Annotated in this window: 19 protein-coding genes and 1 tRNA gene; 15 read left to right on the top strand and 5 right to left on the bottom strand. The window is 37.0% G+C overall.

All coding sequences use genetic code 11. The features are described from left to right. Positions 1 to 16 precede the first annotated feature (16 nt). The 3 genes from EKM63_RS03820 to EKM63_RS03830 all read right to left on the bottom strand — a co-directional run bounded on the left by EKM63_RS03820 (position 17) and on the right by EKM63_RS03830 (position 2,111). On the bottom strand, positions 17 to 1,078 hold the full coding sequence (locus tag EKM63_RS03820; protein ID WP_125704152.1) for an acyltransferase family protein: 1,062 nt from the start codon (positions 1,076 to 1,078) through the stop codon (positions 17 to 19). Between the two features lie 75 nt (positions 1,079 to 1,153). Next, on the bottom strand, positions 1,154 to 1,675 hold the full coding sequence (locus EKM63_RS03825) for a GNAT family N-acetyltransferase (protein ID WP_125703886.1): 522 nt from the start codon (positions 1,673 to 1,675) through the stop codon (positions 1,154 to 1,156). A gap of 13 nt (positions 1,676 to 1,688) precedes the next feature. Continuing rightward, positions 1,689 to 2,111, bottom strand: a complete 423-nt coding sequence (locus EKM63_RS03830; RefSeq protein ID WP_164504899.1) for a MarR family winged helix-turn-helix transcriptional regulator — start codon at positions 2,109 to 2,111, stop codon at positions 1,689 to 1,691. Between the two features lie 88 nt (positions 2,112 to 2,199). Between EKM63_RS03830 and EKM63_RS03835 the strand changes: the two genes are divergently transcribed. Beyond that, positions 2,200 to 3,576 carry a DHA2 family efflux MFS transporter permease subunit gene (locus tag EKM63_RS03835; RefSeq protein WP_125703890.1) on the top strand — a complete coding sequence of 459 codons (1,377 nt, stop codon included), beginning with the start codon at positions 2,200 to 2,202 and terminating at the stop codon, positions 3,574 to 3,576. 61 nt (positions 3,577 to 3,637) lie between these two features. On the opposite strand, the gene EKM63_RS03840 is transcribed toward EKM63_RS03835, so the two are convergent. Together EKM63_RS03840 and EKM63_RS03845 are read right to left on the bottom strand one after the other, a co-directional pair. Next, positions 3,638 to 4,621: a carboxylesterase family protein gene (locus tag EKM63_RS03840; protein WP_125703892.1), complete on the bottom strand. Its 984-nt coding sequence runs from the start codon at positions 4,619 to 4,621 to the stop codon at positions 3,638 to 3,640. A gap of 259 nt (positions 4,622 to 4,880) precedes the next feature. Further along, a tRNA-Arg gene (locus EKM63_RS03845) sits at positions 4,881 to 4,952 on the bottom strand. 223 nt (positions 4,953 to 5,175) lie between these two features. Here EKM63_RS03845 and EKM63_RS03850 point away from each other — a divergent pair. The 14 genes from EKM63_RS03850 (at position 5,176) to EKM63_RS03915 (ending at position 19,600) form a co-directional block, all read left to right on the top strand. Next, positions 5,176 to 6,216: a sugar-binding transcriptional regulator gene (locus EKM63_RS03850; protein WP_125703894.1), complete on the top strand. Its 1,041-nt coding sequence runs from the start codon at positions 5,176 to 5,178 to the stop codon at positions 6,214 to 6,216. A gap of 44 nt (positions 6,217 to 6,260) precedes the next feature. Next, a complete protein-coding gene (gene gap / locus EKM63_RS03855) occupies positions 6,261 to 7,277 on the top strand; it encodes a type I glyceraldehyde-3-phosphate dehydrogenase (protein WP_125703896.1) in 1,017 nt (338 codons plus the stop codon). A 110-nt stretch (positions 7,278 to 7,387) separates the two neighbouring features. Next, the gene (locus tag EKM63_RS03860; protein WP_125703898.1) at positions 7,388 to 8,602 is read left to right on the top strand and encodes a phosphoglycerate kinase; all 1,215 of its coding nucleotides are present in this window, start codon (positions 7,388 to 7,390) and stop codon (positions 8,600 to 8,602) included. A gap of 19 nt (positions 8,603 to 8,621) precedes the next feature. Beyond that, positions 8,622 to 9,374, top strand: coding sequence for a triose-phosphate isomerase (gene tpiA, locus EKM63_RS03865; RefSeq protein ID WP_125703900.1), 753 nt, complete (start codon positions 8,622 to 8,624; stop codon positions 9,372 to 9,374). An 85-nt stretch (positions 9,375 to 9,459) separates the two neighbouring features. Then, positions 9,460 to 10,761, top strand: a complete 1,302-nt coding sequence (eno, locus tag EKM63_RS03870) for a phosphopyruvate hydratase (protein ID WP_125703902.1) — start codon at positions 9,460 to 9,462, stop codon at positions 10,759 to 10,761. Between the two features lie 91 nt (positions 10,762 to 10,852). After that, positions 10,853 to 11,911, top strand: a complete 1,059-nt coding sequence (locus EKM63_RS03875) for an oxidoreductase (RefSeq protein WP_125703904.1) — start codon at positions 10,853 to 10,855, stop codon at positions 11,909 to 11,911. A gap of 37 nt (positions 11,912 to 11,948) precedes the next feature. Continuing rightward, the gene (locus tag EKM63_RS03880; protein ID WP_125703905.1) at positions 11,949 to 13,490 is read left to right on the top strand and encodes a ClC family H(+)/Cl(-) exchange transporter; all 1,542 of its coding nucleotides are present in this window, start codon (positions 11,949 to 11,951) and stop codon (positions 13,488 to 13,490) included. Between the two features lie 73 nt (positions 13,491 to 13,563). Then, on the top strand, positions 13,564 to 13,800 hold the full coding sequence (gene secG, locus EKM63_RS03885; RefSeq protein ID WP_125703907.1) for a preprotein translocase subunit SecG: 237 nt from the start codon (positions 13,564 to 13,566) through the stop codon (positions 13,798 to 13,800). A 56-nt stretch (positions 13,801 to 13,856) separates the two neighbouring features. Next, positions 13,857 to 14,606 (top strand): alpha/beta hydrolase, encoded by a 750-nt coding sequence (locus EKM63_RS03890; RefSeq protein ID WP_125703909.1) that lies wholly within the window; start codon positions 13,857 to 13,859, stop codon positions 14,604 to 14,606. Continuing rightward, positions 14,599 to 16,947, top strand: coding sequence for a ribonuclease R (rnr, locus tag EKM63_RS03895; RefSeq protein WP_125703911.1), 2,349 nt, complete (start codon positions 14,599 to 14,601; stop codon positions 16,945 to 16,947). Before EKM63_RS03890 ends, rnr begins: the two co-directional genes overlap by 8 nt. Further along, positions 16,947 to 17,423 carry an SsrA-binding protein SmpB gene (smpB, locus tag EKM63_RS03900; RefSeq protein WP_125703913.1) on the top strand — a complete coding sequence of 159 codons (477 nt, stop codon included), beginning with the start codon at positions 16,947 to 16,949 and terminating at the stop codon, positions 17,421 to 17,423. Before rnr ends, smpB begins: the two co-directional genes overlap by 1 nt. A 199-nt stretch (positions 17,424 to 17,622) precedes the next feature. Beyond that, positions 17,623 to 18,030 (top strand): TetR-like C-terminal domain-containing protein, encoded by a 408-nt coding sequence (locus EKM63_RS03905; protein WP_125703915.1) that lies wholly within the window; start codon positions 17,623 to 17,625, stop codon positions 18,028 to 18,030. Between the two features lie 418 nt (positions 18,031 to 18,448). Continuing rightward, the gene (locus EKM63_RS03910; protein ID WP_125703917.1) at positions 18,449 to 18,934 is read left to right on the top strand and encodes a hypothetical protein; all 486 of its coding nucleotides are present in this window, start codon (positions 18,449 to 18,451) and stop codon (positions 18,932 to 18,934) included. A 60-nt stretch (positions 18,935 to 18,994) separates the two neighbouring features. After that, complete coding sequence (locus tag EKM63_RS03915) at positions 18,995 to 19,600, top strand: GNAT family N-acetyltransferase (protein WP_125704154.1); 606 nt, start codon at positions 18,995 to 18,997, stop codon at positions 19,598 to 19,600. Position 19,601 lies beyond the last annotated feature (1 nt).

A 19,601-nucleotide genomic window follows, 5' to 3' on the forward strand; every position in this document is an offset into this window, starting at 1 on the left:
CCACAAAATAGTTAAATCAGGCTGTGATTTGCTTGGCGCCAGATTTCATTTTGGACCAGATGATATGTAGTAGATAAGCTGAACAGAACGATAATATCCAAGTAAGAAAATAACATATAAAAATTGACCAAATTGGATGTGACTGAGCGAGCGTTTTTCCAAAAATTAACCAGATTATTTCGAGCCAGAAAACGTTCGATAGATAGGCACGATATGCGTATACTGCCAAAAAATGAAACACTGGTAAGACTTTTGAATTTTTACGAAGGTGATTGATTGCTAGGGTTGCCACTGATCCAATCACTAGAAGTGAATACAGTGTCATAGATGGCTTATAGTATGGAGCGTTGGCTAATTTTAATGGAAATCCAAAGCTTAACAATTCTTTGTTGGTCCAGATAAAAGTCGCAATCAAGGCGACCAATATGAAAATCCAAGATTTTTTGATCAAGTTTTCAAATTGTTCTCGGTAGATCCAAGCGATAACTCCAAATATCCCATAGATGATAAAACTGATAAACAATCTATCGAGTAGATACCAATTTGTTGATTCAAGTCCATGAAATACTTTTAAATCATAAAAATAAATCCAAGCAAAGTATCCAACGATGGTAATAATGATTATCCATAGTGCCCTGGAATCAGAATTGTTTGCCCATCTTCCCAGCATCCAGAACAGTGGCATGAGGATGATGAATTGCAACATCATAGTGTTGTACCAGAGATGGGGCGCCGCATTTCCGTTGATAAACTGCCATAGAAAACTACTTAAATTGTTGTAATGGTTTATTTGTTGGACTGTGGGAAATATTAGTAGATAGGCTAGAGTCCACCAAATTGTTGGAACAAATAAGGCTGACCATTGGTTTTTTAAATAATGTGGGTAATTTTTCAAATCTGAGTTCATATTAGTGCGCATAGTCGAATATAAGATTCCAAAAATAAATGCTGGCGCGGTGAATTTAACTAGATTATATAGGAAGCTAATAACAATTTGGATGTCATTTGATGGCTCAGTACCAACCACGAATCCTAATACGGACTGCAACATGACTGCCGTACAGGCAAATACCTTCATATAATCTCCAACATCAGCCGGTCTGATGTCGTCTAGTCTAGTTTCCAAATGATCCTTCCTCTCACAACTAGTGGCTTAAAGATTTAATTCGAATGCGATCCGTCTATCATCTTCAGATGGCCCAACATAAATGATTCCACGTTTTTTGAAACCTAAACTGACTGATAAACCTTGCATTCTTTTATTCATTTCGTGTGTGTCGATTCGGAAATTTTTAAATCCATGTTCAATGGCGATGGTCATTAAATTTGAAAATAAGAATTTTCCTAGATGCATCCCTCGAAACTTATTTGAAATGGCAACTCTGTGCGCTGTGACGTATGGGGTGTCATCGTTGTTCCAACTTCCATCTTGAATGATTTTGTAGTTGGGATCATTTTCAGTCATCAAAGTAGTAGTTCCAGCAATTTTGTCGTCGACCATCAACACCCAATTTTCTTGTTTTTCAATATCCAACTTAATAGTGGCAACATCAGGTGATCCGTCTTGCCATTGAGGGCTACCATCTTTTTTTAGTAGGGCCCGTGCTTCTTCGATAATTTCCATGATTGAATCTAAATCTTCTATTGTAGATTTTCTCAAATAAATATTTGCCATGATCTTTTCTTGTTCACTCTTTCAATTTGTTTTGGATTTCTTCCATTGATTTTATAATATTATTTATGTCTTCTGAAGGCACATTCGCAAATAATCCCTCAATTTGTGAATCTGCTCGACTATTGATCACATCCAAGGCAGCATGTCCGTCATTGGTCAAAATTAATTTCTTGATTCTTAGGTCGCTAGGATCAACTTCCTTTGAAATCAGCTTATCGTTTTCCAACTTTTTCAAAACACGACTTAAATATCCTTTATCTAATTTAAGTAAGGTCAGTAGCTGATTTGCGGTGTTGGTTCCGGCATTTATCTCCAAAAGTATTCGTGCTTCCAGGAGTGTGTAGTGGGTATGCAGATGATATTTATCGGTCAGTTTTAATACATTTGTATAAAATCGATCGAATTGGCGAATCTTATCAATATCTGATTGTTTCATTATTCCCTCCATTGGTTGACATAAGCAACTAAATTAAATATAGTTATTTAAGTTGCTTATGTCAACTAATGTTTAAAGGGAGAGAATAATGCAAAAGGGGACACGAAATTCATTATTTATAGTTTTATTTGGTAGTTTCTTTGGCGTGCTAAGTTCGACCTTGATGAACACTGCACTGCCACCAATTATGCATGTATTCCATATTTCATATTCTTCTGCACAGTGGTTGAGTAATGGATATATGCTCGCAAATGCATTGATGATCCCAGTCAGTGCATATTTAATGAAAAAGTTTTCGTTCAAAATGCTATTCTTATTATTCTCGTCATTTTTCTTCATTGGATCTTTAATCGGTGCCATTGCTAATCAATATTTGTTAGTAGTCCTTGGAAGAATGATCCAAGCAATTGGTGCCGGAGTCATGAATCCACTTGTCAATGTTATGGCAATGCGTTCAACTGATAAAAAACATCGTGGAAGTGTCATGGGAATCATAGGTCTGGTATTCAATTTTGCTCCGATCATTGGTCCAACACTTTCTGGAGTGGTCTTGGACAGCTTTTCTTGGAGATACTTGTTCATCATGACTATGCCATTCACACTTTTGAGCATCATTTTGTCGGTATTCCAGTTACCTAGAATTACCAAAGAAACGGATTTAACTTTCAATGTAAAAGGGATGGTCACAGCGAGTTTTGCACTATTGTGCTTACTCTGGTCATTTTCTAACATTGGTGAATACAACTTTGTTTCTTGGAACATTCTAGGTTTATTAATTGCCGGTCTAGTATTTACCGCATTATTTTTCAAAACCCAAAAGGGATCCAGCAATCCTTTTGTTAATCTGAATGTTTTTAAACATACACAATTCAATATTGCCAACATTCTAAATATGATCTTGATGGTCACCATGTATGGAAATACAATTTTATTACCTATACTGATCCAAAATGTTTTCCATAAAAGTGCATTGATTTCTGGGTTGGTATTATTACCAGGTGCGATGGTGACAGGAATCATGTCACCAATAAGTGGAAAATTGTTCGACAAATATCCAGTTAGATTTTTAGTTTTGATTGGGATAACGATTGACTGTATTGGAACAACTTTACAAGTTTTGGTCACACCAGGGACCTCAATCTTGATGATTACATTAGGGCAAACGATAAGACAGTTTGGACTGGTACTAGTGTTGATACCGATCCAGACTCAAGCTTTGTCATATTTGCCAAACGAACAAATTCCTGATGGGGTAGCTTTATACAACACTTTAAGACAAGTCGCTGCTTCTTTTGGAACTGCGTTACTGATTGCTATTATTACTATTGCTGACAAACATAGTGACATGGGAACGATGAGTGGGGAATTAGTTGGTATCAAATTAGGCTTCGGTGCCTGTTTGTTACTATTGCTAACATGCTTCATTTTTATTCGCAAATTGCACACAGGTATTGAAGATAGATAAATACTAAAAAGGAGAATACCAATTGGTATTCTCCTTTAATTTATTTCCTAAAAAAATATAACTATTTAGATTGATTGAATAACCAGTCACGGACAGCGGGAGTCGTATAGCCATAATCAAACGATGCCATATGTTCCATTCCTTTAGTTGAATCCTTAAGCACTGAACCTGATTTCCAAGTAATAAAGTTGGCTTTTTCGTTCTTGTCGATCAACTTATTAACTGCGGTATTCTTAGTTTTAGCTGAAGCTGTTGCATCCAAGGTAACGGATGTATATTTCTTGCCATCTTTCTTCAACATCTTCTTAACATTTTTTTGACCAGTCGAAGCGTTTGAATCTCCGCCAGCAGCAATATAGAAGAATTTTTGATTCTTTAGTTTTTTAAGTTGACTAACATCCCATTGAGATGATGTATAAAGAGTAGCTGCAAACAAATTAGGATGAGTAGCGTTGAGGTAGAACATTGTCATACCACCCATTGATTGACCTGAACCATAAAGCCTGTCTTTGTTTATACTATATTTACTTTCGAGATGATCTAGTAAGTCTAGGTATGTATTAACATTTTTCTTAACTACTTTGGATCCAAATTCTCCCATTCCACCGGAAACAGTTGATGAATCGAAAACTGGAATCAAGACGAAACTAGCATGTTTCTTTTGTTCTGAATTTGTCGCCCAGATACTACCACCGTATCCTTGAGTGATACCAGTCTTTGTACTTTGTCCAGTGACTGAATCATCAGGAATGAATGTTAACATCGGATATGATTTATCCTTACTATAATTTTTTGGAACGAATAAGTTGTAACGTAATGTTACACCAGTCTTCTTATCTTTATAACTGTATTGCTTGAATTTAGATTCAACCTCACTAGTTACTTTTGATAAAGAAGGATCTTTTTTTGAATCATTTGTATCAGTCTTCTTAAAAGAAGTCGAAGATTTACTACTTGAGTCCGAACTACTAGATGAACAAGCTGTTCCGATAACTGTTAAAAATGCTAACAGAACAACTAATAATAACGTTTTCTTATGTTTCATAACCAATTCCCGCTTTCCTATGTATTAGTTAAGTAATACCGTTGCTACCTTAAATCAAACTTAAATGATTTCCCCGATACAGTTATAATTTTATAACTATAGTATAGGAAAAGATATAAGCAAGCCGATATACAATTAATTGATTGAGACGATATTATTTCGATTATAAAAACATGATATTAACTATTAAACGTGATAAAAAAGGCCACGATCAATCGATAGTAACCAAGTGTGGACTTAAAATGTCCCAACAAACATATGCGCCACGTGGGAGTCGAACCCACATTCCAGGAACCGGAATCCTGTGTGCGATCCATTACACTAGCGGCGCATTCATAAACATATTATCTCAAACAAATTTGAAATGTAAATCTTACGCAAAAATAAAAAAAACCTTATACTTTTGGCTACTTTATACTTGAATTCTTCGCACGAGCGTTTATAATAGGAACTGTGCTTGAGAGGTAACAAAGTTTATCCGGGCTTTTATTTTTTGAGTATATGGGTCACAAAAGGACATACAGGGACAGGATTAGTCCCAAGGAGTATATCAAATGACAATTAATGATGATTTAGAATTGTTGGATTTGGTTGCTCCCGATTTCATTAAGACAGTTGAAAAACGTTTCAGGATACTGCAAAGTATCAAATTAATGGAACCGGTGGGCCGTCGGGTCCTAGCAGATGACCTCAATGTTACTGAACGAAGCCTTAGAACCGAGACTGACCTTTTGAAGAATCAAGGATTGATTAATTCATCCAAGTCAGGAATGTCTCTAACCAAGGCGGGGATTCAAGCCAATGGTCAACTGAGCAAATTACTAGCTGACTTTCAGGGTACAGCACTTATCGAACAGCAATTAAGTCAAAAGTTAGGAATTGAACGATGCATTGTTTTGCCAGGTAATTCAGACAAACAGTATCGTGTGATCGATTCCTTTGGCCAGAGACTGAACCAACTACTAAGTTCGATCTTACCGAAAGGTAAAAACTTGATTTCTGTTACAGGTGGTAGCACACTTGCACGTGTGGCGCGCAACTTATCGCCAAGTCTTTCTAAGAATCGCGATTTGTTATTCTTGCCAGCACGTGGTGGAGTTGGAGAATCAGTGATTATCCAAGCCAACAGTGTGTGTGCCGAAATGGCCAACAGAACTCACGGACAACACAGGGCTTTATATTTACCAGAAGACATTAGTGAGAGAAGTTTTGAATCTCTCCAAAATGAGGCTTCAATTAAGTCAGTACTTGACTTAATATATAAGTGTAATGTTGTTGTTCATAGTATCGGAACGGCGAGCGTTATGGCTGAGAGAAGAAATCTTTCTGATGAGGATAAACTAACAATCTCATCTAGTAATGCGGTAGCTGAAGCATTTGGAGATTTCTTTGATCAAAATGGTAAGCTTGTCTATAAGGTACCTAGAATTGGACTTCATGTTCGGGACCTTACTAATATTAAATATGTGATTGCGATTGCTGGTGGTGCATCTAAAGCTACTGCAATTCAAGCATATATGAAAAATGCACCTTCTCACACCATATTAATTACTGATGAAGGTGCCTCACAATCGATTTTAAGGGATAACCCTTAAAAAAATATAATATATTTTTACTTTCCTGAAGGAGGAATTTTTGTATGACTACAAAAGTTGGTATTAATGGATTTGGACGTATTGGACGTTTAGCATTTCGTCGTATTGCATCAATCGACAGTGATTTGGAAGTTGTAGCAATCAACGACTTGACATCACCTGCTATGCTTGCTCACTTACTTAAATATGATACAGCTCATGGTAACTTCAAGACTGATTCAATTACAGCTACAGAAAACTCAATCATCGTTGATGGTAAAGAAATCCCTGTATATGCTGAAAAGAATGCTGCAGACCTTAAATGGGTTGGCAACGACGGTGTTGACATCGTTCTTGAATGTACTGGTTTCTACACATCATCAGAAAAAGCACAAGCTCATATCGATGCCGGTGCAAAACGTGTATTGATCTCAGCTCCATCAGGTGAAATGCCTACAGTTGTTTATGGTGTTAACGATGACATCCTAACAAACGACGTTAAGATTGCATCTGCTGGTTCATGTACAACTAACTGTCTTGCACCATTAGCTAATGCCGTAAACAAAGAATTCGGTATCAAAGCTGGTACAATGACAACAGTTCACGCATACACAGCTACACAAATGCTTCAAGATGGTCCAGAACGTAAAGGTAATGTTCGTGCTGCACGTGCTGCTGCTGCAAACATCATCCCTCATTCAACTGGTGCTGCTAAAGCCCTTGGTATGGTTGTTCCTGAACTTAAAGGTAAACTTGATGGACATGCACAACGTGTTCCAGTTATCACAGGTTCACTTACAGAATTAGTTACAACACTTGGTAAAGAAGTTACTGTTGACGAAGTTAACGCTGCTATCAAGAAATATACTGACAACAACCCTTCATTCGGTTACAACGATGATGAAATTGTTTCATCTGACGTTATCGGTACATCATTTGGTTCAGTATTCGACCCAACACAAACACAAATCGTTGGTTCAGGTGACGGCCAAGTTGTAAAGACTGTTGCATGGTATGACAACGAATCAGGATTTACTGCACAAATGGTTCGTACACTTGAAAAATTTGCTAGCTTAAACTAATTCATAGTTTAAAATAACAAAGTTTACAACCTAATTTAACGTATTAAATTGGCGGAGGGAGGATAACTCCTTCCGCCATTTTTTGAAGGAAAACTATTGGAGGATTTATAATGGCCGAACTTATCGTTTCTGACGTTGATGTAAAAGACAAAAAAGTTCTAATGCGTGTCGACTTTAACGTTCCTATCAAAGATGGTGTTGTTGGCGATACAAACCGTATCGTTGCCGCTATCCCAACTATCAAGTATGTTGCTGAAAATGGCGGAAAAGTGATCTTACTTTCTCACTTGGGTCGTATCAAGAGTGATGAAGACAAGAAAGCCTTGTCATTAAAACCAGTTGCTGAAAAGTTACAAGAATTAAGCGGATTAAAAGTTAAATTCGTACCTGTTAACGAAGGTAAAGAATTAGAAGATGCTATCAACGAACTAAATGATGGCGACATCTTACTAATGGAAAACACTCGTTTCCAAGATATCGACAATGACTTTGGTAAACGCGAAAGTAAAAATGATCCTAAATTAGGCGAATACTGGGCTTCACTTGGTGATGTATTTATCAATGATGCTTTCGGTACAGCTCACAGAAGCCATGCATCAAACGTTGGTATCTCAACAGCTATGAAAGCTGCTGGCAAACCAGTTGCTGCTGGTTACTTAATGGAAAAAGAAATCAAGTTCTTGGGTAACGCTGTTGACAATCCAGTACACCCATTCGTAACTATTCTTGGTGGAGCTAAAGTTTCAGACAAGATCGGTGTTATTGAACATCTTATTCCAAAATCAGACCATATCATTATCGGTGGTGGTATGGCTTATACATTCTTGGCTGCTCAAGGCCACAAGATCGGTAAGTCATTGTTCGAAGAAGACAAAGTTGAACTTGCTAAGGACCTCCTTCAAAAAGCAGGCGACAAAATTGTTCTTCCTGTAGACCACATCGTCGCTAAAGAATTCTCAAACGACGCTGCTGCTACAACTACTGATGGTGTTGATATTCCTGATGACGAAATGGCATTGGATATCGGACCTAAGTCAATCGCATTGTTCAAAGATACTTTGAAGGGTGCTAAGACTGTTGTATGGAATGGACCAATGGGTGCATTCGAAATGAGCAAGTTTGCTGAAGGTACACTCGAAGTTGGACGTGCACTTGGTGACTTATCAGATGCTACAACAATCGTTGGTGGTGGTGACTCAACTGCTGCTGCTAAGAGCCTTGGTATTGCTGACAAGCTTACACACATCTCAACTGGTGGTGGAGCTTCACTAGAATACCTTGAAGGTAAAGTATTACCTGGTATTGATTCAATCTCAGACAAATAATTAAAGGAGTGTTAAATTTATGCGTACACCTATTATTGCGGGTAACTGGAAGATGAACAAAAATCCTAAAGAAACCCAAGAATTTTTAGACGGTATCAAAGGTAAATTACCAGAATCTGGTGTAGAAGCCATTATTGGAGCTCCTGCTATTGACTTAACAACACTTGTTGCAGGTGCTGAAGGTCAACCTTTGAAGACAGCTGCTGAAAACAGTTATTTTGAAGATGAAGGTGCCTTTACTGGTGAAACTTCACCAAAAGCTCTTCAAGAAATGGGTCTTGATTATGTAATCATCGGCCATTCAGAGAGACGTCAATACTTTGGCGAAACTGACGAAGACATCAACAAGAAAGCACATGCTATTCTTAAGAACAACATGTTGCCAATCATCTGTTGTGGTGAAACTCTTGAACAACGTGAAGCTGGAAAAGCTGAAGACTGGGTTACTGGTCAAATCGAAAATGCTGTTAAAGGCATTTCTGCTGCTGACTTAGCTAAATCAGTTATCGCTTACGAACCAATCTGGGCTATCGGTACTGGTAAAACAGCTACAAGTGATCAAGCTCAAGAAATGGTTCACGTAATCCGTGAAAAGATTGCTAGTTTGTATGACGCTGATACTGCTGATAAAGTACGTATCCTTTACGGTGGTTCAGTTAAACCTGCTAACGTTAAAGATTTGATGTCTAAAGAAGATATCGATGGTGGACTTGTTGGTGGTGCAAGTATGGATCCTGAATCATTCCTTGCATTAGTTAACTTTCAAAAATAATAAATAAATAAAATGATATTTAATTTGACCTTCATAAAGGTTAAAATTGATTTGTATTAAAACTCATAAAGGAGATTTATAATCTATGTCTGTAATTACTGATATTTTAGGTCGCGAAGTTCTTGACTCACGTGGTAACCCAACTGTTGAAGTCGAAGTATATACTGAATTAGGTGGCTTTGGCCGCGCACTTGTTCCATCAGGTGCTTCAACTGGTGAACACGAAGCTGTTGAATTACGTGATGGCGACAAATCACGTTTTGGTGGCAAAGGTGTTCTTAAAGCTGTTTCAAACGTAAACGACAAGATTTCTAAGACAGTTATTGGTATGGATGTAACTGACCAAAGAGCTCTTGATGACGCAATGATCAAATTAGATGGTACAGAAAACAAGGGTAACCTTGGTGCAAATGCTATCTTAGGTGTTTCATTAGCTGCTGCACGTGCTGCTGCTGACGAAATTGGTCTTCCATTGTACGAATACCTTGGTGGTCCTAACGCCCATGTTCTACCAACACCAATGATGAACGTTATTAATGGTGGTAAGCATGCTGATAACAACGTTGACTTCCAAGAATTCATGATCGTACCTGTTGGTGCAAAATCAGTTCATGAAGCCGTACGTATGGGTTCAGAAACATTCCAAGCACTTAAATCAATCCTTAAAGACCGTGGACTAAACACAGCCGTTGGTGATGAAGGTGGATTTGCTCCTGACCTTGAAAACAACGAAGCACCATTCAAGATCTTGGTTGAAGCTATCGAAAAAGCTGGTTACAAACCAGGCGACGATATCTCAATCGGTTTTGACTGTGCATCATCAGAATTCTACAACAAAGAAACTGGCAAGTATGACCTTAAGGGTGAAGGCGAAAACGGTGCTTCATTGAGCACAGACGAATTCATCGACTTACTTGACGGAATCGTTGACAAGTACCCTGTTATCACAATCGAAGATCCTATCGACGAAGACAACTGGGAAGACTGGCAAAAAGTTACAAAAGCACTTGGTGACAAGGTTCAATTAGTTGGTGACGACTTGTTCGTTACAAACACTGACTACTTGAAGAAAGGTATCGAAATGGGAGTTTCAAACTCAATCCTTATCAAGGTTAACCAAATCGGTACACTTACAGAAACTTTTGAAGCTATCGAAATGGCTAAAGAAGCTGGATTCACAGCTGTTGTTTCTCACCGTTCTGGTGAAACAGAAGATACAACAATTGCTGACCTTGTTGTTGCTACAAATGCTGGTCAAATCAAGACAGGTTCAATGTCACGTACTGACCGTATTGCTAAGTACAACCAATTGATGAGAATTGAAGATCAATTAGGTGACCAAGCTGAATACAAAGGTATCCACAGTTTCTATAACTTGAACAAATAATTTTTAGTTTATTAAAAACAGTCCTTCGGGACTGTTTTTTTGTGCTCAAAATTATATAGTAATAGTATGTGTTTAAAAAAGGAGACTTCATATGAGTTTACGAATAGCGTTTATTGGTTTTGGAAAATCTGCAAACAGATATCATTTACCATATTTGAATATTAGACCCGACTTTGAACTTGCAAAAGTGTATACAAGAAAGTCAGTTGATGATAAATTGGCTCAACCTTACAAAGATAAAGGTACGAAGTTTACTACTAACTTGAATGATGTTTTGGATGATCCAGAAATTGATCTAGTTACCATTTGTACGCCAGCTAGCACACATTATGAGTTAGCTAAAAGTGTTATTTTGGCAAATAAATCTGTGATTGTAGAAAAGCCATTCGTTGATTCAGTTGAACATGCTCGAGAGCTATTAAAACTAGGCCGTGAGAACGGAGTTCTAGTTATGCCATATCAGAATAGACGATTTGATGGCGATTATTTAGCTGTTAAAAAAGTTATCGAACAAGGATTCCTCGGAGATATTCTCGAAGTTGAATCTCATATTGATTATTATCGTCCAAATACAGTTACTGATTCTGGAACAAAAGAGCAAGGTACTTTTTATGGTTTAGGAATTCATCTAATGGATAGAATGGTTTCTATTTTCGGAAGACCTGATACAGTTGCCTACGATATTAGAAATAATGAAGTTGCAGATGCAGTCGATAATTATTTTGATGTGGATCTACATTATGGTACGAAAAACAAAGTTAAAGTTAAGGCAGAGTTTGTGGTTGCTAGTGATTATCCACGATTTATCGTCCATGGTACCAATGGTTCATTTATTAAATATGGTGCCGATCAACAAGAAAATGATTTAAAAGCCGGTATTATGCCAGGTAGTGAAGGATTTGGGGAAGATAGTCCAATGTACTACGGTGTAGCAAATTATCGTAATTCCAACGGTGATTGGATCAAGAAGCAGATCAAAACTCCTGTCGGGGATTATGGCAAGTTTTATGATGCAACTTATGACACTTTGATTAATGATGCTCCCAAACTAGTTACTGACAAGGAAGCAATTACTGATATTGAGTTGTTAGAAGCTGGTTTCAAGGCCGAATCACCATCTGTTTATCAGATGCCAGATTTTGAAATTTAATGTGTAATTATGTTTATTGAATATGAGGGGGCAGTCGATGAAGTCAATTTCGGTTGATAGTGAAAAATTAATATTGACTCTGCAAGGGATTATCGTTGGGGTATTAACAGGAATCATCGTAAGTTCTTTTAGGTGGTCGATCGGAAGCTTATTAAAAACATTCCAAGGATTGTTCATACAAGCGCGACATAATGGCTGGCTCATTGTTGGATTGTTGATTTTTCTTGTGGTGGTTGGATTATTGGTTTCCATGATGTTGAAAAAACAACCCAATATTTCTGGATCTGGTATTCCGCAAGTTGAAGCTCAATTAGATGGTGAATTAGAGCTCAATTGGTGGTCGATTCTGTGGCGTAAATTTGTCGGTGGAATCATGAGTATTGGTCCTGGTCTATTTCTTGGCCGTGAAGGCCCTGCAATTCAATTGGGGGCAAGTGTTGGACAAGGATTTGGAACTGTCCTGAAAGTCGATTCTGGAGTTTCTAAGCGTATTTTGATCGCCAGTGGGGCTGCTGGTGGACTTGCGGCGGCATTTAATGCCCCAATTGCGGGATCGATGTTTGTTTTGGAAGAGGTTTATCATAACTTCTCACCAATGGTTTGGATAACTGCTTTGGCAAGTGCGGTCAGTTCTAATTTGATTGCCTTGTATGTATTTGGATTGACACCAGTATTGAACATTCCTTATAAATTGAGTTTGCCGATCAAATATTATTGGCATTTACTATTGCTAGGAATTGTTTTGGGATTAATGGGACGTGTATATCAAAAAGTTCTATTATATATGCCAAGTCTATATGCCAAAACAAAAATTCCTCGTCATCTACAAGGAATGATTCCACTGATTTTACTGATTCCAGTTGGAATGACTTTTCCTAGATTTATCGGTGGCGGAAATGATATGATCGTCAACTTGAATAATTTGAAAGTTGGATTTTGGATTTTGATAGGCTTGTTTGCTTTGAGATTTATATTCTCAATGGTATCTTATGGTTCTGGTTTACCTGGTGGTATTTTCTTGCCGATCCTAAATTTGGGTGCCATAATCGGTGCAATTTATGCGGTATTTATGCATCAGGTAGGACTTTTACCACTGACTTTTGAGAGCAATCTAATTATTTTTTCAATGGCTGGTTACTTTGCCTGTATTGGTAAAGCGCCATTTACCGCAATAATTCTGGTGACGGAAATGGTAGGTTCACTTGGACATCTGATGCCACTTGCAGTGATTTCATTGGTCGCATACATTGTGGTGGATATGCTTAATGGAGCTCCAATTTATGAGTCATTGAAGGAAAAACTTAATATAAATGATAGTTATTTGAATCGAGTCAGTCATTTGACTGATCGTGTGGAAATTCCGATATTTGAAGGTAGCAGTATTGATGGAAAATATATCCGTGATATTGCATTTCCCAAAGATATTTTAGTTATTGCAATTTATCGTGGGGAAAGCCAAATAATTCCGCGAGGCGATACAATGATAAAAGCCGGTGACCGCATAGTAATGATGGTCAACGCGGGTAAGCGCTCATTATTAAAACGAAAATTGACTGAGCTTATCAATGGAATAGACTAGAATTTTGAATTGTTTTATGTTATTGTTTTAGGAGTGATTTCAGCTTTAAACACCATGAACGGGGGTTTTGCCGGTGTATAATCTTTTTGAAGTATTACTTATAATCGTATCTGTATTGATAATCATTGCCGTACTTATGCAACCTACAAAGCAACAAGATGCTTTGAATGCGTTGTCTGGTGGTGGTGGTGACTTGTTCAATAACCAAAAGAAGCGTGGATTCGAAGCCTTCATGGTTAAAGTTACCTATGTATTACTAGTACTCTTCTTCGTATTTGCGCTAGTCTTAGTATATTTATCATCTCACTAAACAAGTAACCCTCCTGGAGAATCTCAGGAGGTTTTTTGTTATAAGGAGTAATTTAGATGAAAATTATTGCACCAAAACCATTCTTTTTTGATAATGGACCCAAAGCAGTTATCCTAATGCACTCGTTGTCTGGAACTCCGAACGATATGAGATTGTTAGGACGATTCCTGGAGCGAAATGGATATTCCGCTTATGCGCCAATGTTTGCGGGACACGGAACACGTGAACCACTTGACATAATCAATCAGGGTGGGGCAACCGCTTGGTGGAAACAAGTTAATGAATCGATAGAATATTTGAAGTCTCAAGGTAAAACTGAAATATACATTTTTGGACTATCGCTGGGAGCAATTTTTGCTTCAAAAGCCGTCGAAGAATGTCCAGAAATTATTGCTGGTGGTATCTTTGGTTCTCCTTTATACAACAAAAGTTTCAAAAATATTCGTTCAGCATTTCTGACTTACTCAGAAAAAGTCTATGCTCTAAACGAGTTGGATAGTGCTACGATTCAAACAAAATTAACAGAAATTGATCAACGTATCGATGGGTTCTTAGCAGGATTACAAGAAACAACAGATGCTGTTGACGAAAAATTAATAGATATCAATAAGCCATTTTTTATCGGTCAAGGAAAGACTGACGAAATGGTCGACCGCAATGGTGCGGTTAAAGTTGACGCTGATGTTAAAACATCTGAAATACATTGGTATGATGCAGGTCATGTTCTGACTATAAATCGTGCCCATAAAGAATTATCGCAAGATGTTTTAAACTTTTTAGAAAATATTGAGGATAGAAATGCCTGATAAAGAAGATAAATTAATAGCCGACATACTTGAGTTTTTCAGAAGTAATCCGGATCGTAGATATACCTCTGAACAAGTAGAAGATGCTTTGAGAATGCACGGTGCCTCAGCATTTAAACGTGTCGTTAAAGCATTGGCTGTGCTTGAAGGTGAAGGTAAGATTACCTTGACCAATAAAGAAGAATTCAAAATGACACAACAGACACAAGTTTTGGAAGGTGTCTTCAAAGCTAATGAAAAAGGATTCGGTTTTGTCAGATATGACGAAGTTGAACCAGATGCTTTCGTTACCAAGAATCACACACTTCACGCTGTCAATGGTGATGAAGTTGAGATTCAAATAACTAAACCTTCAAATCCATGGGATGACAAAGGTCCAGAAGCAAAAGTTACAAAAATTATTGAACGATCGATCGATAAAATCGTTGGAGAATTCCATCCATATAGTGATGTTCAGGTTAAAAAATCTGGCCATTTTGGATACATTCAAAGTCATGAAAAACGATTAGCTTCATATATGATTTTCATCTCAGATAAGGGCCTTCATCCACAAATGGGTGATATGGTCCAAGTGTCTATCGATGAATATCCTAATGACGCTCATCCACAAAGTATGGAAGGTACAGCATTAGAAATCATTGGTAACAAAAATGATCCTGGTGTCGATATTATTTCAATCGTTCTTGATAATGACATCAATCCAGAATTCCCTAAAGAAGTTTTAAAGGCTGCTGAAGAAATTCCTGATCACGTTACAGAAGCTGACCGTCAAGGACGTAAAGATTTGACGAAGAACACAGTTATCACTATTGATGGGGATGACTCAAAGGATTTCGATGATGCCGTTGAAGTTGAAAAACTTGAAAATGGTAACTTCCATTTGGGTGTTCATATTGCTGATGTTACTCACTATGTTCGTGAAGGTTCACCGATCGATGATGAAGCATATGAACGTGGTACAAGTACATATTTAGTTGATCGAGTTATTCCAATGCTTCCATTTAGACTTTCGAATGGTATTTGTTCATTGAACCCTGGTGAAGATAGACTAGCATTGACTTGTGAAATGGAAATAAATCCTCAAGGGGATGTTATTTCTCATGATATTTTCCCAAGTGTGATCCAATCTAAATATCGTATGACATACAACAATGTTAACGAGATATTGAAGGGTGACGAAGAATTAACTGCCCAATATGCTGCATTGACTCCAATGTTGAAGGATATGGCAGAACTTCATGAAATCCTCTTCAACAAGCGTCACGAGCGTGGAGCTATCGACTTTGAAGAAACAGAAGCACAAATCATTGTTGATGAAAACGGTAAGCCAATCGATATTAAATTGCGTAACCGTGGTGTTTCAGAAAGAATGATCGAATCATTCATGTTGGCAGCCAACGAAACTGTTGCTGAAAACTACAATTTGAAACACGTTCCATTCTTATATCGTGTCCATGAAAAACCTGATGAAGAAAAAGTTAAAAACTTCTTTGAATTCGTTGCCGCCATTGGTGTCGAAGTCAAAGGTAATCTAAAAGATATCAAGCCTAAGATGTTCCAAAGTGTATTAGCAAAAGTTGCTGACACACCTGAAGAACCAGTTGTTACGATCATGTTATTGAGAAGTATGCAACAGGCTAGATATTCAGACAATCCATTGGGGCACTTTGGTTTGGCTGCAGAATACTATACACATTTCACTTCACCTATCAGACGTTACCCTGACTTGATCGTTCACAGAATGATCCATGAATATGCAGAGAACGGCTTTACTGATAAAGAGAAGGAAAAATGGTCAAGCAAACTTAGCCCAATTGCTGAACATACTTCAAGTCGTGAACGTAAGTCTATCGATGCTGAGCGTGCAGTTGATGATCTTAAGAAGACTGAATTTATGGAAGACAAAGTTGGTGAAGAATTCGATGCTGTTGTCAGTTCTGTAACTAGTTTTGGTATGTTTATCCAACTTGAAAATACCGTTGAAGGTCTAATTCATATTTCTAATATGAAAGATGATTATTACGAATATGACGAGAAGAGCATGTCGATGCATGGACGTAATACTGGTAAGATTTTCAAAGTTGGTCAAGCAATCAAAGTAAAACTTATTAGAGCTGATGTTGAACATCGTAAAATTGACTTTGAACGCGTTCTAAATAAAGAAGAACAAGAAGCTGCTGACAAACGTGAAGCTGAATTCAAGAAGCGTCGTGCAAGTCACAGTCGTCCAACATACCGTAAAGGTGGCAATAGTCGCGGAAACGGTAAAGGAAACAGTGGTCGCGGTGGAAAAGGCGGCCAAAACAATCACAAGAGACGTGGTAAATACGAAAGCAGGTGATGAGCTTGAAAAAACATCATGAAAAATCTGCTAATGAAGTAGCAACTAATCGTAAGGCGAGACATGATTACAACATCCTCGAAACCTTCGAAGCTGGTATTGAACTAACTGGAACTGAGATCAAGTCAATTCGAGCTAGAAAAATGAATATCAAAGACGGATTTGTCCAAGCGAGAAATGGTGAAATGTGGCTTGAGAACGTAAATATTGCTATTTACGATCAAGGAAACCAGTTCAACCATGATCCACTTAGAAATCGTCGACTACTGCTTCATAAGAAAGAAATACGTCGTATCGCCGGATCAGTCCAAGAAAAGGGTATTACTGTAATTCCGTTGAAAGTTTATCTTAAAAATGGTTTTGCTAAAGTCCTAATTGGAGTTGCTGAAGGTAAGAAACAATACGATAAACGTGAGACAATCAAAAAACGTGATCAAGAAAGAGAAATCCAACGTGCTACGAAAGTACGTTATTAGGAAAACTCGCTTGATGGCGTTTTTTTATTATATTGTTTATAGGATATTTCTAATGATTATGATATGATAATTAAACGTCTAATAATATGGAGCAACGATGAACCTAACTAAGAAACATCTAATGGATACAATGGAAACACAATTATCATCGTGTGCTTACGAAAAATACACAATCACCGATCTAACGAAGACGTCCAAAATGAGTCGAAGTACAATCTATTACCATTTTGACTGTATCGAAGATATTTATTTATATTTATTTGAGAACACGGTCATCAGAAAAGTAATGCTGGAATGTACAAACTATGATGAAGTGATTGTTTCAACAATTGATTATATTTTGGCAAACAAGATACTTTGCTTGAATTTATATCATTTAACGACCTTGATGAATCGTCAGGATTACTTGTTAGGAATATTGAGTGCATCGTTTCATAGATTTGAACTGCCATTAAATACACCTTTACTGACAGAAAACTACCTAATGGGCGGTTTTTTGTTTGTGATGACAACATGGTTAGATGGGAAAATGGTAACTGATAAGAAAATCGTGATCCAACAATTACATGATTATGGTAATATCGTCAAAACACATTTGACTATTTAACGCAGTTTTACAAAACTGTGTTGTTTTAAAACATTAATAGAATAGTGCTGATGTTATTAGGTAAATTGATAGTTTAATATTATTTTTAGAGGACAGGAAAAGTTGACAGCAATTGAAACACCACCTCAAAAAATAAAACTTGAGATTACACCTTCCAAGATGAAAAAATCATCGAGTTTTATAATATTTTCGCTTTTATTTAGGACAGACCAGCAATGGTCTGTCCTTTTTATGTAACTAATTTGTTAATCAACCGAAATCATGTAAAATATTATGAAGTGATAGAACAATTTATGTAAGGAAACATCCTAGAAGACTTATGAATTCCTTGCATACAGTTAATTTTGGAGCTAATTAAATATTTAAACGTTTTATTCATTTTTATGTAATAAAACGTTTTTTTGTATTAGGGGAAAACATGAGTAAAAGAAAAAGAATCATTACCTTAATTATTATTCTGGTCTTAATTATTTGTATTGGAGGAATTACCTTGAAAATTGAGGACTTTCTTCATAATCAAGAAGTGCAAAGACAACAAAGTCAGGAACAGTTGCATAAAGAAAATGAGAAAAAGATTGTAGAAGATGTTGTAAAACGTTTTGAGGGAATTAAAAGTGTGACATTTACTTTTATAGCACCAAGTAAAGTGATTGGTGGATATACTTATTCCTTTTTTGTTAATGAAGAGAGTTACAAGAAAAATCAAGATTATTTATGGGATTATGAAATCTTGGATGATAAAACAATAGGTGGTAGTACTGATCCATTAAGTGGAAAATATGCATCTAAAATTTTAGATAATTTTTCTAAAGTTGTTGATTCAAAATATCAAAGACGTAAGCCTTTAAAAGAGGCAGATGTTAATAATGTGAAAATAAATTACAGATTGAAGGCAGACAAATGACGGCATATGAAGATTTGTAATTACAGTGACTTAATGTATCATGTTATGAGAGGTGAAATGATGTTTAGAAACGCAAAAGAGGAAGATATCGACCAGATATTACCCACATTATTCCAGATTTTCGATGAAATGGAATTAGATATTTTTAAAGAAGCTGGTAATGACACAATGGAGCAAGTAATTAGAGAGGGCTTCGAACTTTCAAATTACCGCTACGGACTTGATCACATTCTTGTAAATGAAAAAGACGATAAAGTGGCTGCAATTGTTGTCAGTTATCCTGAGGAAGCTGAAGAAACAATTGATGATCCATTGGTGAAGATTCTTAAACAACACGGAATCAATCAAAGTTCGATATTTACTGACAAAGAAGCTTGGCCCGGTGAATGGTATTTGGATTCATTTGCGGTAGCACCTGAATTCCAAAACCAGGGTGTCGGAACTGAAACAATGATCGACTTTATCGATATGCTTAAGAAGCGTGGAGAAAAGGTTTTGAGTCTCAATGTTGACGTTGATAACGAACCAGCTAAACATGTTTATGACAAAATAGGTTTTAAGAAGGTTGGCCAATTGTATATTGGTAGTCATTTGTATGACCATATGCAATTTGATTTGAACCAAGTACCATTGAGTGATAATGATCAATCTTCAAAAGCCATATAAA

Origin of the sequence: Companilactobacillus mishanensis (genome assembly GCF_003946505.1) — a bacterium.
GTDB classification, from domain to species: domain Bacteria; phylum Bacillota; class Bacilli; order Lactobacillales; family Lactobacillaceae; genus Companilactobacillus; species Companilactobacillus mishanensis.

What these genes read in the sequence shown, in the direction of transcription:
- EKM63_RS03820 (WP_125704152.1), bottom strand. Translation starts at nt 1,078, where the DNA reads ATGAAGGTATTTGCCTGTACGGCAGTCATGTTGCAGTCCGTATTAGGA.
- EKM63_RS03825 (WP_125703886.1), bottom strand. Translation starts at nt 1,675, where the DNA reads ATGGCAAATATTTATTTGAGAAAATCTACAATAGAAGATTTAGATTCA.
- EKM63_RS03830 (WP_164504899.1), bottom strand. Translation starts at nt 2,111, where the DNA reads ATGAAACAATCAGATATTGATAAGATTCGCCAATTCGATCGATTTTAT.
- EKM63_RS03835 (WP_125703890.1), top strand. Translation starts at nt 2,200, where the DNA reads ATGCAAAAGGGGACACGAAATTCATTATTTATAGTTTTATTTGGTAGT.
- EKM63_RS03840 (WP_125703892.1), bottom strand. Translation starts at nt 4,621, where the DNA reads ATGAAACATAAGAAAACGTTATTATTAGTTGTTCTGTTAGCATTTTTA.
- EKM63_RS03850 (WP_125703894.1), top strand. Translation starts at nt 5,176, where the DNA reads ATGACAATTAATGATGATTTAGAATTGTTGGATTTGGTTGCTCCCGAT.
- gap (WP_125703896.1), top strand. Translation starts at nt 6,261, where the DNA reads ATGACTACAAAAGTTGGTATTAATGGATTTGGACGTATTGGACGTTTA.
- EKM63_RS03860 (WP_125703898.1), top strand. Translation starts at nt 7,388, where the DNA reads ATGGCCGAACTTATCGTTTCTGACGTTGATGTAAAAGACAAAAAAGTT.
- tpiA (WP_125703900.1), top strand. Translation starts at nt 8,622, where the DNA reads ATGCGTACACCTATTATTGCGGGTAACTGGAAGATGAACAAAAATCCT.
- eno (WP_125703902.1), top strand. Translation starts at nt 9,460, where the DNA reads ATGTCTGTAATTACTGATATTTTAGGTCGCGAAGTTCTTGACTCACGT.
- EKM63_RS03875 (WP_125703904.1), top strand. Translation starts at nt 10,853, where the DNA reads ATGAGTTTACGAATAGCGTTTATTGGTTTTGGAAAATCTGCAAACAGA.
- EKM63_RS03880 (WP_125703905.1), top strand. Translation starts at nt 11,949, where the DNA reads ATGAAGTCAATTTCGGTTGATAGTGAAAAATTAATATTGACTCTGCAA.
- EKM63_RS03890 (WP_125703909.1), top strand. Translation starts at nt 13,857, where the DNA reads ATGAAAATTATTGCACCAAAACCATTCTTTTTTGATAATGGACCCAAA.
- rnr (WP_125703911.1), top strand. Translation starts at nt 14,599, where the DNA reads ATGCCTGATAAAGAAGATAAATTAATAGCCGACATACTTGAGTTTTTC.
- smpB (WP_125703913.1), top strand. Translation starts at nt 16,947, where the DNA reads ATGAGCTTGAAAAAACATCATGAAAAATCTGCTAATGAAGTAGCAACT.
- EKM63_RS03905 (WP_125703915.1), top strand. Translation starts at nt 17,623, where the DNA reads ATGAGTCGAAGTACAATCTATTACCATTTTGACTGTATCGAAGATATT.
- EKM63_RS03910 (WP_125703917.1), top strand. Translation starts at nt 18,449, where the DNA reads ATGAGTAAAAGAAAAAGAATCATTACCTTAATTATTATTCTGGTCTTA.
- EKM63_RS03915 (WP_125704154.1), top strand. Translation starts at nt 18,995, where the DNA reads ATGTTTAGAAACGCAAAAGAGGAAGATATCGACCAGATATTACCCACA.